This is a genomic window from Phenylobacterium sp. (assembly GCF_041919955.1).
Classification (GTDB): Bacteria; Pseudomonadota; Alphaproteobacteria; order Caulobacterales; family Caulobacteraceae; genus Phenylobacterium.
Genome location: NZ_JAYRSU010000020.1, coordinates 1 through 12,840, shown reverse-complemented (window position 1 = coordinate 12,840; position 12,840 = coordinate 1). Strand labels below are relative to the sequence as shown.

Sequence of the window (12,840 nt, the reverse complement as noted above, 5' to 3'; positions counted from 1 at the left end):
CGCGAGACGGCGCGCGAGCGCCGCCGCTGCGTGTCGTCCCTAGTGCTTGGTCGGCCCGCCGCCGCCGTCGCGCTTCTTCGCCGCGCTGCGGCTCCACATGTTCAGACCCTCGACCAGGGCCGAGAACGCCATGGCCGCATAGATGTAGCCCTTGGGCACGTGCACCCCGAAGCCGTCGGCGATCAGCACGGCGCCGATCATCAGCAGGAAGCCGAGCGCCAGCATCACGACGGTCGGGTTGTTGTTGATGAAGTTGGCCAGCGGGTCGGCCGCGACCAGCATGATCGCCACGGTGATCAGCACCGCCAGCACCATCACCGGCAGGTGGTCGGTCATGCCCACGGCGGTCAGGATCGAGTCGATCGAGAACACCAGGTCCAGCATGATGATCTGGATGATCGCCGCGCCGAAGTTCTTGGCTGCGGCGGTCTTGGTGTCGAACACGTCGTCATTGGGCGCCGGGTCGACGCTGTGGTGGATCTCGGTCGTCGCCTTCCAGACCAGGAACAGGCCGCCGGCGATCAGGATCAGGTCGCGCCAGGAGAACGACAGCTCCCAGGCGGGCACGCCGTGGCTGTCCAACGGTCCCTTCCAGGGCAGCTCGAACACCGGCGCGGTCAGGCCGACGATGAAGGCGAGGGTGGAGAGCAGGGCCAGGCGCATCACCAGCGCCAGCCCGATGCCGATGCGCCGCGCCTTGGTGCGCTGCTCGGCGGGCAGTTTGTTCGAGAGGATCGAGATGAAGACCAGGTTGTCGATGCCTAGGACCACCTCCATGACGATCAGGGTGATCAGTGCGGCCCAGACGGCAGGATCGCTCGCCAGGGTCAAAAGGCCTTCCATCGGGATCCCCCTATAGGTGTCGCTAAAGCGGCTTAACGGGAGGAGATAGGGTGGCGGTTCACATGCGCAAGCGGTCCATCATATTGATAAAGCCGGTCTTCAGCCTCGCCAGCCCCTCGCCGTCGCCGTCCTGGGCCGCCCAGACCACCCCGTAGTTCAGCGCGCCGTTGATCATCACCGCCAGGGTTTCGGGCTCCCCGGCCAGGCTTCCCTCGGCGACCGCCTCGCTCACGCCCTGCACCAGCAGGCCGAAGCCGTGGCGGCGGTCCATCTCGTTCCAGGCCTCCCAGCCCAGCACGCTGGGCGCGTCCAGAATCAGGATGCGGCGCGCCTCCGGCCGCGACAGGAAGTCGAGGAAGGCCAGGCACCCGGCCACCACCCCGTCGAAGGCGCTGGCATGTGCGTCGGCGTCCGCTTCGATCACCCCTTCCATTTCGCCGTGCAGGTCCTCGCACACGGCGGCGAACAGCGCCTGCTTGTCGGCGAAGTGGTGGTAGAGCGCCCCGCGCGTGACGCCGGCCACCGCCAGGATCGCCTCGGTCCCGGTGGCGCCATAGCCGTCGCGTGCGAACAGCTCGCGCGCCGCGGCGACCAGCCGGGCCCGCGTCGCCAGCGCCCTGTCGGCCTTCACGCCCATGGTCGATTCCCGTTTGACATACAGACTGTCTGTATCTTACGACTTGCGACCCTGGGATCAAGGAGAAACGCGATGAAGTTCGTCGACCGCTATCCGATCGTCGTCACGCCCAAGCTGGCCGACTGCCGCGACTTCTGGACCGCGCGCCTGGGGTTCGAGGTGGCGTTCGAGGCCGACTGGTTCGTGCTGCTGGCCGCCGACGGCGCGACCCTGGCCTTCATGCACCCCGACCACCCCTCCAGCCCGCCGGGGCCGGAGACGTTCTCGGGCAAGGGCATGTGCTTCGAGCTGCAGGTCGAGGATGCGAACGAGGCCTACGAGACCTGCCGCGCCCGCGGGCTGAAGGCCGACTACGACCTGGCCCACGAGCCGTTCGGCCAGCTCCGCTTCGGCTTCTTCGATCCCTCCGGCCTCTGGGTCGACGTGGTCGAGCAGGTAGAGCCGGCCGCCGGCTTCTGGGACCGCTACATGACGACCGCGTCCTGAGGCGGGGCGATCACCGCCTGCTGCGCGGCGCCGCGGGCGATCAGCGCCCCGTCGGGTCGGCGGAAGTCGACTTCCACGCTGATCAGCCGCCGGGTCTGAGCCGCCACCCGGCCTTCGAGGTCCAGGGGCTGGGCCGCGCCGATGCGGAAGAACTGCATCTGCAGGTTCGTGGTCCGGAAGGTTGAACGATCCGGCAGCACGCTCATCGCTGCAAAAGCCGCCATCTGGTCAGCCAGGGCGGCCAGATAGCCGCCGAACAGGCTGCCGTCCCCGTTCAGCAGGTCGGGCGCAGGCTCCCAGCGTTTCCTCGCCCAGCCTTCGCCCCACGCGTCGACCAGGCCGAGCTTCAGGGTCTCCACCACCGGCGGCGGCTCCACCTGGCGCGCCACCAGTCCGTCCAGCCGTTCCTTCGCCCAGGTCATCGCAACGTCCCTCCGAGATTGACGCGGCGACTTTCCCGAGCATTGCTCGGGTTTTGAACTCGCATCGCGGAGCATGGGCGTGACGGAGGCGGCGGGCCCCTACCGCAAACCGAAACAGGCGCGGGCCCAGGCCACCTGGAGCGCGATCCTCCAGGCCGCAACTCGCATAATCGAGACCGAGGGGGAGGAGGCCTTCACCACCAACCACGTGGCCGAGACGGCGGGGGTCAGCATCGGCACCCTCTACCAGTACTTCCCGAACAAGGCCGCAATCCTGGTGGCGATGATGCACGAGGAGCGGGACCTCGACAGTCGCAAGGCCCGGGGCTGGATCGAGGAGGGCCTCGACCCCGACCGGGCCCTGATCCGCGCCCAGATCCAGGGCTTCTCGGGCCGGCCGCTCACGCGCCGGGTGGCCTTGCGCGCCTTGCTGGCCCAGGAGCCGAGCCCCGGCGAGGCCGCCCAGGCTCCGGCCCGTCGCGGCGGCCGCGGCGAGATCGACGCCTTCGTCGTCACCCGCGCGGTGGTCGGCGTGGTGCGCGCCGCGGTCCTGGAGGACTCGCCCCTGCTGGCCGCTCCCGAGTTCGAAGACGCCCTCGTCCGCTTGGCCCGGGCGCTGGCGACCTCCCCGCCGTAACCCAATCGTCAGCCTTTGCCGTCATGGTCTGCGCCGAGCCGACTTCCCGCGGCGCGGGAGTTGCACTCGCCTAAGGCGGGCGCCGAGAACGGCGCCGGAACGGGACGAAGACGCCATGAACGACGCCTCGAACATCCGCCAACTCACCTCGCTGCGCTTCTTCGCGGCCTTCTGGGTGGTGCTGTTCCATTACTGGCCGAAGCTGGACTTCGACGGCGCGATCCCGCTGTTCGTCCAGAAGGGCTATCTGGGGGTGGAGCTGTTCTTCGTCCTCTCGGGCTTCATCCTCTGCCACGTCTACCGGACCAGCCTGGAGGAGGGGCGCTTCCGCTACGGATCGTTCCTCTGGAACCGCCTGGCGCGCGTCTATCCGCTGCACCTGGCCACCCTGGTCGGCATGATCGTCCTGGCGCTGGCCGCCACCGCCGCCGGCTTCGGCATCGACCCGAACATCCTCAACTGGGAATCGCTGCCGGCGAACCTGCTCTTGATGCAGGCCTGGGGCCTGGCCCCGCAGGCGGCCTTCAACCATCCGTCCTGGTCGATCTCGGCCGAGTGGTTCGCCTATCTGACCTTTCCGCTGTTCGCCTGGGGCGCCCTGGCGCTGAAGAACCGGCCGCTGATCGCGGTCGGCCTGGCGGTCGGCTTCCTGGCCGGGCTCTATGCGCTGTTCCAGGCGCTCGCCGGCTTCCCCCTGACCCAGGCGACCATCCAGTGGGGCGCCCTGCGCATCGTTCCCTGCTTCGCCTATGGCTGCGCCCTGCATGCGCTGTGGCGTGCGCGGCCGTCCCAGAATCGCGGCCTGGCCCTGGCCGGCGCGGCGATCAGCGCCCTGGCGGCGATTGGTTTTGCGGCGATCGCCGCTCCTGATGCCGTAATTGTGACCACGCTCGGCGCGCTGATCTTCTTTTTGGCTCGTATGGCTCAAACCGGAACTGAAACATTCGGTAACAAGCCGCTCGTTTATCTCGGCGAGATCAGCTACTCGGTCTACATGGTCTGCGTGCCATGGAAGATAGTCTTCGTGAACGGCGCTACGAAGGTTTTCCAGCTTAGCGACGAGCGGCTGCCGCTGGGTCTGTGGTTAGTTTTCCTCGTCGGAGTCGTTCCACTGGCCGCTGCGTCATATCACCTCATCGAAAAACCCGCCCGTACTCGGATGAAGCTGTGGGCAGACTCGTGGGAGGCGCGCCGACCTTCGGCCGCCGGCGCGTAAAGACTCTTTTCATTCAGACGAAGGATGGTTACCCCTTAGCGCGTTCGCGTGGGGGAGTACCCGTAACATGCTTAAACGACCGAGAGCCGTAATTGGCTCCCTGGCCGCCGCGGCGGTTATGCTCTTTGCTCCGGTTTCGAGCGCCTGGGCAGACACCTATTGGCAGTGCGTGCCCTTCGCGCGCCTGATCTCCGGCGTCCAGATCTATGGCGACGCCTATACCTGGTGGCGCCAGGCGGCCGGAAAGTACGAGACCGGCTTCACGCCCAAGGCCGGCGCCGTCCTCTGTTTCAAGCCTGTCGGCAAGATGCGCCTCGGCCACGTGGCCGTGGTCAGCCAGGTGCTGACCGACCGCGTCATCCAGATCACCCACGCCAACTGGTCGCGCATCGGCGGGACCCGCGGCCAGATCGAGAAGGACGTCACCGTCATCGACGTCTCGCCGTCGGGCGACTGGAGCCAGGTCAAGGTCTGGTACGATCCGGTGCGCGATCTCGGCTCGTCGACCTATCCGACCCACGGTTTCATTTATCAGGACGCCACGGCGATCAAGATCGCAAATTCGCGCCTGAACTCGGCCCAGAACGCCGCCATCGCCGTCGCCCAGGGCGCGGCCGGCCAGGTCGCCTCGGTCATCCGTCCCGGCGCCGGCCCGCTGCAGATCCTCAGCCAGGCCGCCGACTCCACCGATCGCATCGCCGCCCTCATCCAGGCCGCGACCCAGATGCAGCCCCCGGCCGAGTCGAACTGACGGCCGCCGGCCGCTCAAGGAAATAGGTGTCGAGGGCCGCGCCAGTCGCGGCCCTCTTCGTATGCGTCGTCGGGGCGCCGGCGCCTCGGGCTCGCGATGCTGCTCAGGCGACCTACTTCTGCGCGACGACCCAGGCCGCCAGCGCCACGAACAGCAGAAGGGCGAGGATGCGGGCGATCCAGGGCGCCGTGACGTAGAGGCCAAGCACCGTGAAGCCGGACCTGACCGACTCTGGCCGGGTCAAGGCCTCCTTGATGGTCGCCGGCGCCGGCGCAGCGATGGGGTGGCCGCAGCCGGGGCAGGTCGGAGCCGCGTCCGACACCTGGCGCGCGCAGGCGGGGCAGGGGATCAGGGCCATGCTTGGGGTCCTTATGCGGGGGGCGGCGTAATGCGGATTTCGACCCGGCGGTTCCTCTGCCGGCCCTCCGGGTCGTCCGTACCGTCGGGGTGGGCGTTGGGCGCCACGGGGCGTCTCTCTCCGAAGCCCTCGGCCTCGAGCGGGTGACCGGCAGGCGCGCTCAGGCGGTCCGCCACCGCCTTCGCCCGGCGCAGCGACAGGGCGTCATTATAGGCGTCCTCGCCCTTGGCGTCGGTATGGCCGCCAATGCTGACCTTGGCGGTCGGATAGCTTTTCAGCACCTCCGCCGCCTTGGCCAGGGCCGGGGCGGCGTCGGCCCGGATCACCGCCTTGTCGAAATCGAACAGGACGTCGGTCGGCAGGTCGAGAACGATCGTGCCTTCGGTGCGGCGAGCCTTGAGCTCGGTGAGCAGGGCGCGGGTCGTCTCGATACGGGCCGGTTCCACCTCGGAAGGCACGAAGACGCTGGTCAGCGTGCTGTCGGGGCCGGCCTTCTCGAACGTCGAGCGCGGCGCGCTTCCGCTGCGCTCGAAGGTCGAGGGCATGCCGATGGCGCTGCCCTTCATCAGGCGCACCCGCAGTTCGGCGCTGGCCGGGCCGGACGCCGCCGCCAGTACGGCTGCGGCGAGGATCAGGGATTTCACTTGCCGGCCCCGCCCTGCTGCGCCGCCTCCGCCGTCAGCGGGATGTCCAGGCGCAGGAACGGCCCGATGATGCTGTCGGAACTCGAGCCCTCGTTGAACACCACGGCGATACGCTGGGCGTCGCGCGGAACGGCGCCCATGAACACCAGACGGCCGTTCATGGTGTCGCCATTGACGATGTTCATGTCCGGATTGCCCTCCGGCGCCTTCAGCATCAGCTTCTGGCCGCTGGGAAGCTCGATATAGGTCGGGTTGGTGGCCATCTCGACGTTGTTGGTCATCTTGCTGGCGAACGAGATGCTGACGTCCAGAACGGTGGCGTCCTGCGCCAGGTCGACCTGCTTGACCCGCACGGTGGCGCCGACCTCGGTCACCCCCTGCACATCGACTGGGACCGAACGGGTCTGACGGGGCTGTGCGGTCACCGGCGCGTTGGCGGCTTCCGCGGCGGCTGCGGGAGGAGCGGTCGTGTCCGCCGTCTTCTCCTGGCGGGAGCAGGCTGCCAGGGCGAGGGCGGAGGCCCCCGCGACGACGAAGATGCGAGCAACCGTCATTAAAGACTCCGTGGTGGTGAACATGAGAGCCGCCCGCCGAAAGCTTGGCCGCCGTAGCCTCAATTCGCTAACCGGCGAAAGGCTCCATACGGATGCGGCGGTCGGCTTTTGCGCGGTCCCCTAAGGGGATCCTCCGACGTCCACTTCGGCCCGATCCGCCCCGAGCCTCTCCGGATTCCACGGCCGTCAAGGTTGCTCTGAACCTGAGGCGCTCGGCCGGCGGCAGAGGTTCCGAGCATCCGGATGTGTCGCTACTGCGGGAAAGCGATGTCGCGCTCAGGCCGCAGGCGCCTCATGCCGCATCGCCTCGGCGGCCAGCGCCACGTGCTCGGGGATGCGGCCGTCGGCCTTCCGCTCGCTGTAGCGATCGACCAGATAGTCGGCGCGGCCGCGGGTCAGCAGGGTGAACTTCACCAGCTCCTCCATGACGTCGACCACCCGGTCGTAATAGCTGGACGGCTTCATCCGGTCGTCGTCGCCGAACTCGCGATAGGCCATGGCCACCGAGGACTGGTTCGGAATGGTGATCATCCGCATCCAGCGGCCCAGCAGGCGCAGGGTGTTCACCGCATTGAACGACTGCGACCCGCCGCTGACCTGCATGACCGCCAGGGTCTTGCCCTGGGTTGGACGCACGCTGCCGATCTCCAGCGGGATCCAGTCGATCTGGGCCTTCATGATCCCGGTGATCGCCCCGTGGCGCTCCGGGCTGCACCACACCTGGCCCTCGGACCACTGCGACAGCGCCCGCAACTCCTGCACCTTCGGATGATCCGGGCCGGTGGCGTCGGGCAGCGGCAGGTCGCGGGGGTCGAAGATCCTCGTCTCGCACCCCAGGGCCTGCAGGATGCGGGCGGCCTCTTCGATCACCAGGCGGCTGAACGAGCGCTGCCGCAACGAGCCGTAGAGCAGCAGGATTCGCGGCGGGTGCGTCAGGGCCCCGCTTTGCTCCAGCCGTTCCCGGTCTGCCTGGGCGAGGAACCTGGCGTCCAGGGCGGGGAACTCGGTCACGGCGGTCTCCAAGGCGGTCATTGAACTGTCTTATATTTCGAGTATTCTAGAAATATGGAATCGAAAGCCGCTGTCAACATGCTGTCCGCCCTTGGGCACGAGGGGCGCCTGTCGATCTTCCGTCTGCTGGTGACGGCCGGGCCGGGCGGGATCGCGGCGGGCGAGATCGCCCGTGTTCTGGACGTGCCGCCCAGCAGCCTCTCGGCCAATCTCAATGTTCTGTCCCACGCGGGTCTGGTCGGTTCGCGAAGGGAGGGGCGCTCGATCATCTACTACGCCGACTATGGCGCGATGAGCGGCCTGCTGGGCTTCCTGATGGAGGACTGCTGCAACGGCGCGCCGCAGATCTGCGCGCCGCTCGGCGCGGTTCTCGCCCGCGGCGAGAGCTGCGGGCCGGCCTGCTGACCATGGACACGTCCAGCCCGTCCCGAAGGCTTGTCGCCGAGACCCTGGGAACGGGCCTGCTGCTCGCGGTCGTCGTGGGCTCCGGGATCATGGGCGAGCGCCTCTCCGGTGGAAACGCCGCCTTGGCTCTGCTCGCCAACGCCCTGGCGACCGGAGCCGCTCTCGTCGTGCTGATCTGGGTCTTCGGTCCGATTTCCGGCGCGCACTTCAATCCCGCGGTGACCCTGGTGGCGGCGCTGCGGCGGGACCTGTCCTGGCGATGGGCCCTGGCCTATGGCCTTGTCCAGGTCGCCGGCGCCGTACTGGGCGTCTGGGTCGCGCACGCCATGTTCGGCGAGCCGATCCTGCAGATCTCGACAACGCTGCGCAGCGGCGGCGCGCAGGCGGTCTCCGAGGTCGTCGCGACCTTCGGCCTCGTCGCCGCCATCCTCGCCACGACGCGGCTGCGGCCTGACAGCACGGCGCCGGCCGTCGGGCTCTACATCACCGCCGCCTACTGGTTCACAGCCTCGACGTCCTTCGCCAATCCCGCGGTGACCCTGGCTCGCAGCCTGTCGGACACCTTCGCCGGCGTCGCTCCCGCCAGCGTACCTGCGTTCCTCCTGGCCCAGCTCGTCGGCGCGCTGCTCGCAGCGGGCCTGTTCGGATGGCTGCTCAAGACCGAGACCCGCGCATGACCGACTTCCCCGTCACCATCTTCCACAACCCCGCCTGCGGCACCTCCCGCAACACCCTCGCCATGATCCGGGCCGCCGGCTACGCGCCCGCCGTGGTCGAGTATCTGCAGGTCGGCTGGACGCGCGATCAGCTGAGCGATCTGGCCGCCGCTGCGGGCATGACCCTGCGCCAGCTCCTGCGCGAAAAAGCTACGCCCGCCGACGAGCTCGGTCTGCTAGCCGACGATGTCGACGACGATCGCCTGCTCGACGCGATGCTCGCGCATCCGATCCTGGTGAACCGGCCCATCGTCGCGACTCCCAGGGGCGTGAAGCTCTGTCGCCCCTCGGAAGCGGTCTTCGACCTGCTGGAGCGCAAGCCCCGGACGTTCACCAAGGAGGACGGCGAGGTGGTGCGGCCCTAGCGCGCCGCACCGCTGCGGCGGCTTCCCGGAGCTGTCTATATACTATAGGGGGGTATACTATGGGACATCTGAAGTCGGACCCCGAACTGACCGCCCGCGTCCGCCGGATCGCCGGCCAGCTGGCGGCTGTCGAGCGCGCGCTGGAGGTTGAGGCCGATTGCGCCGCCGTCCTCCAGCAGATCGCCGCCGTCAAAGGCGCCGTGAGCGGCCTGATGGACGAGGTGCTCGAGGCGCACCTTCAGCAGCACGTGGCTGCGCCGGGGCTGACGGACGCCGCCCGCGCCCAGGGCGCCCAGGAGGTGCTCGCCGCCATCCGCCGGTATGGAAAATAGATCATGAGCTTCGACGACGAGCTGGCCGACCTGACCCACGAGCACGTGTTCCTGGGCGATCGGCACGACGACAATGCGCGGCGTACTCTCTGGGTGGTGCTGCTGACCGCCGCGATGATGGTCGGCGAGATCGTCGCCGGCACGGTCTTCCATTCGATGGCCGTTCTGGCCGACGGCTTCCACATGGCGACCCACGCCGGGGCGCTCGGCGTCGCGGCCCTGGCCTATCGCTTCGCCCGCAAGCACGCCCGTAGCGGTCGCTACACCTTCGGCGCCGGAAAGGTCGGCGACTTGGCCGGCTTTGCCTCGGCCCTGGTGCTGGGGGTGGTGGCCCTGGGCATCGCCTGGGAGTCGGTGACCCGCCTGTTCCAGCCGCAGGCCATCGCCTTCGGCCAGGCGACCGTGGTCGCGGTGATCGGACTGGTGGTGAACCTGCTGAGCGTGCTGCTGCTGGGCGGCGGCCATCATCATGGCCGCCAGGGTCACGGCCACGACCATCACGGCCACGACCATCACGGCCACGACCATCACGACCATCACCATGATCATGGCCACCGCCGCCATCACGGCCGCCTCGGCCACCAGGACAACAACATGCGCGCGGCCCTGGCTCATGTGCTGGCCGACGCCCTGACCTCGGTTCTGGCCATCGCCGCCCTGTTGGCCGGCCGGTTCCTTGGCTGGAGCTGGCTCGATCCGGTGATGGGCGTGGTCGGCGCCATGGTCATCGCCAGCTGGTCCTGGAGCCTGCTGCGCGACACCTCGCGCGTACTGCTCGACGCCTCCGACAAGCATCTTGAGCATGAGGTCCGCGAGGAGGTCGAAGGCCCCGGCGATGCGCGTATCACCGACCTGCACGTCTGGCGGCTCGGCCCTTCGGCGCATGGCGCGATTGTCAGCTATGTCGGCGCCGCCGGTTCGGAGGAGGTGCGGGCCCGCCTGCAGCGCGTCCATGAGCTGGCGCACGTGACGGTCGAGGCGCGGCCGCTTAACCTCGATCCGGCGTAGGCCTTGCGCGGTGACGAAGGATCGCAGCTTCGGATCGGGTCCACGTCTCGTCGCGACGTGACCTCGCCCGGCGTGCGATCAGCATCGCTTGGAACAGTATCCTTAAGTTTCGCGCCGGCTTTGCAGTTGTCCCGCCGCGCGGCGCGCCAATATCCCGTATGAACTGGCTTTATCTCGAATGGCCTGCGCCATTTCGCGGTAAGCTTGGCTATAAAGCGAATTCTGTGCTTGTAATTGTATGCGTGAAATCGAGAATTATTCGACGAATATGGGAATGATGGTTGTTGGTGCGCTTACCATAACCTTCAAATAGCCTGGATTGCGACACAATTACGCAACCGTTCCTTAAGTGCGAACGGTCAGTCTGCCGGCCTCCCCACCCGCCCGGTCAGGTATGTCTGCAGTCGCTAAACTCTTCCGGTCCCTCGAGCCGCAGGCCCTGCGGCGGGCGCTGGAGGAACATCGCCGCTATCTGACCCATCGCACCGGCGGGCGCCGTGCGAGCCTGGCCTATGCCGACCTGTCGGGATACCGGCTGGAGGGCGTCGACCTGCGGGACGCGGACCTGTCCGGGGCGCGGCTTTCGGGCGCCATGCTGGCGGGCGCCAATTTCGACAATGCGATCCTGTTCGGGGCTGATCTGCGCGACTGCGACCTGCGCCACGCCAGTCTCGCCAAGGCGGACCTGCGCGGCGCGTCGTTGCGCGGGGCCAACCTGGTCGGCGCGAACTTGGCCGGCTGCGACCTGCGCGAGGGGCGCATCGCCCTGCAGGACCGCAATGAGGGCTTCCGTTATCTCGACCACGCCGGGGGGCCGGGCGAGCTGAACTTCGCGGTGCTGACCGGCGCGGACCTCTCCGGCGCGCAGATGACCGGCGCCTCGGCGCTCGCCACCGATTTCACCGACGCCAACCTTTCCGACGCCCAGCTCGGCGGCGCACGCCTCATCAAGGCCAAGCTGGACGGCGCCGACCTGACCGGCGCCCAGATCGCCGGGGCCGACCTCTCGGGCGCCTCGCTGAAACGGGCGATCCTGATCAGCGTCGATTTCAGCTTCGCGACCGTCGAGGGGGCTGACATGTCGGACGTCCTGCGCGCCCCGCCGTCGGTGGTCTATGTCGACGACCAGCCGCTGGACCAGGTGCTCGCCGCGCACGAGGCGTTCTGCGACAGCCATGGCCGCCGCGGCGCGGCCGCCCGTATCTCGGCGGTCGATTTCCGTCCGATCGGCTCGCTCAAGCGCCGCCGGCTCAGCGGCCTGATCGCGCCGGGCTCCGTGTTCTTCGGACTCAACATGGAGGGGGTGGAGCTGCAGGGCGCGGATCTGTCGCGCTGCGACCTGCGGGGGGCCAACCTGCGGCTGGCCGACCTGCGCGGCGCGCGGCTGGTCGACGCTCAGCTCACCCGCGCCGACCTGCGCGGGGCGCTGCTCGGGCCCCTGGAGATCGGCAAGGGCCGGTTCCTCTGCGCCGACCTCTCGCGCGCCAATTTGCGCCGAACGGACCTGCGCAAGGCCTACGCCGTGCGCGCCCGGTTCCTTGAGGCCGACCTGTCGGACGCCCGGCTCGAGGCCTGCGTCCTCACCGACGCCGAGTTCGAACCTCAGCCGTAGCGCATCCGTCCCAGGGCCGCGGCCACGTCGGCCAGCAGCTGCGACGGCTTCAGTCCTGCCTTCCACTTCTCGAAGGCCATCACGTTCTCGATGCGGGCGTCGACGAACGCGGCCGCGGCGTCGCGGCCGGAGGACAGCCGGATCGCCAGCGCGCTGGCGAGGATCCCCGAGAGGATCGCGCGCTTGGAATAATGGTTCTCGTCGGTGGCGGTGTCGCCGGCCCAGCGCCACAGCTGGTCGGCGCTGTCCCACAACAGCCGCAGCGCCAGCGGCAGCCTTATCGGCAACGCCAGGAAACCTGCCCATCGCCGTACGGCGGCCTCGTCCTGGGCCGCGACGTCGATCCGGGTCAGCACCGCCAGCCGGATGCGCTCGCGGATCTTCAGTCCCGCCGGATCGGGCAGGGCGGCCAGCGTCAGGGCGTCGTGTCGCTTGGCCAGCAAGGCGGCGAGGTCGGCCGGGCCGTGCGGCAGCAGCAGTTCGACGTCGGCTTCCGACAGTCCCGCGGCCGCGCCGGCCGCCTTGACCGTCGGCCAGGTCCAGCCGCGATCGGCGGCAATGTGGAGGGCCGCGTCCAAAACCTGCCGTTCGGCGTCCTGCGCCCAATCGTCTGCATTCGACATGGGTCGCATCTTAGCGGGCGTTTTTCCGCCTGTCCGCCGTGGACATCCTCGCCCTCATCTGCTAATCCGCCGCGCTCAAACCCGAAGGCTTCACGCCAGCGGGTGCAAGGCTTTTGTCCGTTCGCCGCCGCCTGATGTCAGGAGGGCCGAGCGGGAACGGGTGATAGGAGAGAGACCTCTGGTTCAGATTTTCGTCCGCGACAACAACGTCGATCAGGCC

The 12,840-nt window shown here is 68.5% G+C and carries 18 protein-coding genes; 10 read left to right on the top strand and 8 right to left on the bottom strand.

What is annotated here, in order from left to right; genetic code table 11:
• Window positions 1–39: 39 nt before the first annotated feature.
• Together ACE3T2_RS15985 and ACE3T2_RS15980 are read right to left on the bottom strand one after the other, a co-directional pair.
• Window positions 40–843 (bottom strand): TerC family protein, encoded by an 804-nt coding sequence (locus ACE3T2_RS15985; RefSeq protein ID WP_374659097.1) that lies wholly within the window; start codon window positions 841–843, stop codon window positions 40–42.
• Between the two features lie 58 nt (window positions 844–901).
• The gene (locus ACE3T2_RS15980) at window positions 902–1,480 is read right to left on the bottom strand and encodes a TetR/AcrR family transcriptional regulator (RefSeq protein ID WP_374659095.1); all 579 of its coding nucleotides are present in this window, start codon (window positions 1,478–1,480) and stop codon (window positions 902–904) included.
• A gap of 72 nt (window positions 1,481–1,552) precedes the next feature.
• Here ACE3T2_RS15980 and ACE3T2_RS15975 point away from each other — a divergent pair, with 72 nt between their 5' ends.
• A complete protein-coding gene (locus tag ACE3T2_RS15975) occupies window positions 1,553–1,966 on the top strand; it encodes a VOC family protein (protein ID WP_374659093.1) in 414 nt (137 codons plus the stop codon).
• Here the strand turns inward: ACE3T2_RS15975 and ACE3T2_RS15970 are convergent.
• On the bottom strand, window positions 1,945–2,388 hold the full coding sequence (locus ACE3T2_RS15970; protein WP_374659091.1) for a PaaI family thioesterase: 444 nt from the start codon (window positions 2,386–2,388) through the stop codon (window positions 1,945–1,947). The genes ACE3T2_RS15975 and ACE3T2_RS15970 overlap by 22 nt on opposite strands.
• Window positions 2,389–2,467: 79 nt before the next feature.
• Here ACE3T2_RS15970 and ACE3T2_RS15965 point away from each other — a divergent pair, with 79 nt between their 5' ends.
• From ACE3T2_RS15965 to ACE3T2_RS15955, 3 genes are all read left to right on the top strand, one after another.
• The gene (locus tag ACE3T2_RS15965; RefSeq protein WP_374659089.1) at window positions 2,468–3,025 is read left to right on the top strand and encodes a TetR/AcrR family transcriptional regulator; all 558 of its coding nucleotides are present in this window, start codon (window positions 2,468–2,470) and stop codon (window positions 3,023–3,025) included.
• Window positions 3,026–3,140: 115 nt separating this feature from the next.
• Window positions 3,141–4,241, top strand: a complete 1,101-nt coding sequence (locus ACE3T2_RS15960; RefSeq protein ID WP_374659087.1) for an acyltransferase family protein — start codon at window positions 3,141–3,143, stop codon at window positions 4,239–4,241.
• Between the two features lie 67 nt (window positions 4,242–4,308).
• Window positions 4,309–4,992 (top strand): CHAP domain-containing protein, encoded by a 684-nt coding sequence (locus ACE3T2_RS15955; protein WP_374659085.1) that lies wholly within the window; start codon window positions 4,309–4,311, stop codon window positions 4,990–4,992.
• A 112-nt stretch (window positions 4,993–5,104) separates the two neighbouring features.
• Here ACE3T2_RS15955 and ACE3T2_RS15950 read toward each other — a convergent pair whose 3' ends face one another.
• From ACE3T2_RS15950 to arsH, 4 genes are all read right to left on the bottom strand, one after another.
• On the bottom strand, window positions 5,105–5,350 hold the full coding sequence (locus tag ACE3T2_RS15950; RefSeq protein ID WP_374659083.1) for a hypothetical protein: 246 nt from the start codon (window positions 5,348–5,350) through the stop codon (window positions 5,105–5,107).
• Window positions 5,351–5,361: 11 nt separating this feature from the next.
• The gene (locus ACE3T2_RS15945; protein WP_374659081.1) at window positions 5,362–5,994 is read right to left on the bottom strand and encodes an OmpA family protein; all 633 of its coding nucleotides are present in this window, start codon (window positions 5,992–5,994) and stop codon (window positions 5,362–5,364) included.
• Complete coding sequence (locus ACE3T2_RS15940) at window positions 5,991–6,548, bottom strand: hypothetical protein (RefSeq protein WP_374659079.1); 558 nt, start codon at window positions 6,546–6,548, stop codon at window positions 5,991–5,993. Before ACE3T2_RS15940 ends, ACE3T2_RS15945 begins: the two co-directional genes overlap by 4 nt.
• Before the next feature lie 276 nt (window positions 6,549–6,824).
• Window positions 6,825–7,559 (bottom strand): arsenical resistance protein ArsH, encoded by a 735-nt coding sequence (arsH, locus tag ACE3T2_RS15935; RefSeq protein ID WP_374659077.1) that lies wholly within the window; start codon window positions 7,557–7,559, stop codon window positions 6,825–6,827.
• A gap of 54 nt (window positions 7,560–7,613) precedes the next feature.
• Here arsH and ACE3T2_RS15930 point away from each other — a divergent pair, with 54 nt between their 5' ends.
• The 6 genes from ACE3T2_RS15930 to ACE3T2_RS15905 all read left to right on the top strand — a co-directional run bounded on the left by ACE3T2_RS15930 (window position 7,614) and on the right by ACE3T2_RS15905 (window position 11,997).
• Window positions 7,614–7,964, top strand: a complete 351-nt coding sequence (locus tag ACE3T2_RS15930) for an ArsR/SmtB family transcription factor (RefSeq protein WP_374659075.1) — start codon at window positions 7,614–7,616, stop codon at window positions 7,962–7,964.
• A gap of 2 nt (window positions 7,965–7,966) precedes the next feature.
• Complete coding sequence (locus ACE3T2_RS15925; RefSeq protein WP_374659073.1) at window positions 7,967–8,641, top strand: aquaporin; 675 nt, start codon at window positions 7,967–7,969, stop codon at window positions 8,639–8,641.
• Complete coding sequence (gene arsC / locus ACE3T2_RS15920; RefSeq protein ID WP_374659071.1) at window positions 8,638–9,045, top strand: arsenate reductase (glutaredoxin); 408 nt, start codon at window positions 8,638–8,640, stop codon at window positions 9,043–9,045. Before ACE3T2_RS15925 ends, arsC begins: the two co-directional genes overlap by 4 nt.
• A 59-nt stretch (window positions 9,046–9,104) precedes the next feature.
• Window positions 9,105–9,377 carry a metal/formaldehyde-sensitive transcriptional repressor gene (locus ACE3T2_RS15915; RefSeq protein ID WP_374659069.1) on the top strand — a complete coding sequence of 91 codons (273 nt, stop codon included), beginning with the start codon at window positions 9,105–9,107 and terminating at the stop codon, window positions 9,375–9,377.
• Window positions 9,378–9,380: 3 nt separating this feature from the next.
• Window positions 9,381–10,385, top strand: a complete 1,005-nt coding sequence (dmeF, locus tag ACE3T2_RS15910; RefSeq protein ID WP_374659067.1) for a CDF family Co(II)/Ni(II) efflux transporter DmeF — start codon at window positions 9,381–9,383, stop codon at window positions 10,383–10,385.
• A 394-nt stretch (window positions 10,386–10,779) separates the two neighbouring features.
• Window positions 10,780–11,997, top strand: a complete 1,218-nt coding sequence (locus tag ACE3T2_RS15905; RefSeq protein WP_374659065.1) for a pentapeptide repeat-containing protein — start codon at window positions 10,780–10,782, stop codon at window positions 11,995–11,997.
• Here the strand turns inward: ACE3T2_RS15905 and ACE3T2_RS15900 are convergent.
• Entirely contained in the window at window positions 11,988–12,620 is a 633-nt protein-coding gene (locus ACE3T2_RS15900; RefSeq protein WP_374659063.1) for a COQ9 family protein, read from the bottom strand. The two genes, ACE3T2_RS15905 and ACE3T2_RS15900, sit on opposite strands and share 10 nt — an antisense overlap.
• Window positions 12,621–12,840 lie beyond the last annotated feature (220 nt).

Bases quoted from the DNA above. Each gene is read 5' to 3' on its own strand.
- ACE3T2_RS15985 (WP_374659097.1), bottom strand. From the start codon at position 843: ATGGAAGGCCTTTTGACCCTGGCGAGCGATCCTGCCGTCTGGGCCGCA.
- ACE3T2_RS15980 (WP_374659095.1), bottom strand. From the start codon at position 1,480: ATGGGCGTGAAGGCCGACAGGGCGCTGGCGACGCGGGCCCGGCTGGTC.
- ACE3T2_RS15975 (WP_374659093.1), top strand. From the start codon at position 1,553: ATGAAGTTCGTCGACCGCTATCCGATCGTCGTCACGCCCAAGCTGGCC.
- ACE3T2_RS15970 (WP_374659091.1), bottom strand. From the start codon at position 2,388: ATGACCTGGGCGAAGGAACGGCTGGACGGACTGGTGGCGCGCCAGGTG.
- ACE3T2_RS15960 (WP_374659087.1), top strand. From the start codon at position 3,141: ATGAACGACGCCTCGAACATCCGCCAACTCACCTCGCTGCGCTTCTTC.
- ACE3T2_RS15955 (WP_374659085.1), top strand. From the start codon at position 4,309: ATGCTTAAACGACCGAGAGCCGTAATTGGCTCCCTGGCCGCCGCGGCG.
- ACE3T2_RS15950 (WP_374659083.1), bottom strand. From the start codon at position 5,350: ATGGCCCTGATCCCCTGCCCCGCCTGCGCGCGCCAGGTGTCGGACGCG.
- ACE3T2_RS15940 (WP_374659079.1), bottom strand. From the start codon at position 6,548: ATGACGGTTGCTCGCATCTTCGTCGTCGCGGGGGCCTCCGCCCTCGCC.
- ACE3T2_RS15930 (WP_374659075.1), top strand. From the start codon at position 7,614: ATGGAATCGAAAGCCGCTGTCAACATGCTGTCCGCCCTTGGGCACGAG.
- ACE3T2_RS15925 (WP_374659073.1), top strand. From the start codon at position 7,967: ATGGACACGTCCAGCCCGTCCCGAAGGCTTGTCGCCGAGACCCTGGGA.
- arsC (WP_374659071.1), top strand. From the start codon at position 8,638: ATGACCGACTTCCCCGTCACCATCTTCCACAACCCCGCCTGCGGCACC.
- ACE3T2_RS15915 (WP_374659069.1), top strand. From the start codon at position 9,105: ATGGGACATCTGAAGTCGGACCCCGAACTGACCGCCCGCGTCCGCCGG.
- dmeF (WP_374659067.1), top strand. From the start codon at position 9,381: ATGAGCTTCGACGACGAGCTGGCCGACCTGACCCACGAGCACGTGTTC.
- ACE3T2_RS15905 (WP_374659065.1), top strand. From the start codon at position 10,780: ATGTCTGCAGTCGCTAAACTCTTCCGGTCCCTCGAGCCGCAGGCCCTG.
- ACE3T2_RS15900 (WP_374659063.1), bottom strand. From the start codon at position 12,620: ATGTCGAATGCAGACGATTGGGCGCAGGACGCCGAACGGCAGGTTTTG.